2 protein-coding genes are annotated in these 1,672 nt (G+C 36.6%); both read right to left on the reverse strand.

Going from position 1 to position 1,672, the window contains the following annotated elements:
- Positions 1 to 544, reverse strand: a 544-nt coding sequence (locus tag WD055_00300) for a hypothetical protein (protein ID MEX0848651.1), incomplete at its 3' end; no start/stop codon positions are given.
- Between the two features lie 157 nt (positions 545 to 701).
- The coding region (locus WD055_00305; protein ID MEX0848652.1) for a YncE family protein at positions 702 to 1,672 on the reverse strand (971 nt) is incomplete at its 5' end.

Here is a 1,672-nt window from a genome sequence, read left to right on the forward strand (position 1 = left end):
ACATATCCAATGCGCACAGTTTACTGTCAACTTGGTCGATCACACTGCCATCAAAGTCAATACTATTTAATGTCGATTGAATTGCATCAACTTTAGAATCTATGGTACACACTTTACTCAATGTATTTTCATCAAGGTCAATGATCACACCAAGCTTACTATCAACCTGATCAATCACACTGCCATCAAAATCTATTGAACTTATTTTTGAATCAATCTCACATACTTTTGATAAAATAGTCTTTGATGTTACCTGAATTTCTTCAACTTCAGATGTCAGTTCATCAATTTTACTATCAATAACAACAACTGATGATTCCACAGTAAATTGACTCGCTTCAATTTTTGACTCAATAATCTCATTTTGAGAATTAATTCGATCTATTAATGATCCTATAGTACTAACTTTTTCTTCTGTTTCAGCAGCAATGTCCCACAAGCGTACTCCCGGCTGAACTTGAAATGCTGATTCTATATTAAAACTCAACACTAACAACAGTAATATACTATTATAAATTAAGAGACGAGACCTCTTACTACTCATACGTAACCCTTTTTTTTTATTTTACTCTTACCTTACTAAAGTAACCTTTAAATTTATATATAGTAACCTTTAACAAAAATATGCAAGCAAAAATAATAAAAAGGAAGCACCTTTTGGATTATATAATCCAAAAGGTGCTTCCTTTAGTTGCTTTTATTTAAGGTTTAAGCGATATAAAAGTAGCTATCGCAATACCACTAGGAGTACTTCCTACCGATATAGTAGCGAGTGTCGTATTGTTCGACAGATTAATCGGCGTTACATTAGCGTCAATTCTATTTGTTACATAAGCAAAAGCTCCATCAGGTCTTATCGCAATACCTACAGGATTAGTTCCTACCGATATAGTAGCGAGTGTCGTATTGTCCGACAGATCAATCGGTGTTACATTATTATCATCGCCATTTGTTACATAAGCAAAAGCTCCATCAGGTGTTATTGCAATACCTTGAGGAGAATTTCCTACCGCTATAGGAGTACCGAGTGTATTGTCCGACAGATTAATTGGCCTTACTGTATCGTCACCGCTATTTGTTACATAAGCAAAGGCTCCGTCAGGTGTTATCGCAATACCTCCAGGAGAATTTCCTACCGATGTTATAGTAACGTCTGGCATATTGGTCGAAAGATCAATCCGTGTTACATTATTGCTACCGCTATTTGTTACATAAGCAAATTTCCCATCAGGTCTTATCGCAATATCTTGAGGAATACTTCCTACAGCTATAGTAGTGCCTGGTGTATCGGTCGCAAGGGTAATCGGTGTTACATTACCATCACCGAAATTTACTACATAAGCAAATTTCCCATCAGGTGTTATCGCAATACCTACAGGAGAAGATCCTACCGATATAGTAGCGCCTGCCGTATTAGTCGCAAGGTCAATCGGCGTTACATTATTACCACCATTGTTAGTTACATAAGCAAAAGCATTATCAGGTGTTATCGCAATACGTATAGGTTCAGTTCCTACCGGTATATCAGTGCCTGGCATATTGTTCGAAAGATCAATCGGTGTTACATCATTATCCAAAGAGGAGTTGGCCACATAAGCAAAATATTCTATATCTATAAGTGCTTCAAGGTAAAACGTTAAGAGGTCCACTTTAGCGTCGACAGTATTTACTG

It is taken from the genome of Candidatus Dependentiae bacterium (assembly GCA_040878395.1).
Lineage (GTDB): Bacteria > Babelota > Babeliae > Babelales > Vermiphilaceae > JAKBEL01.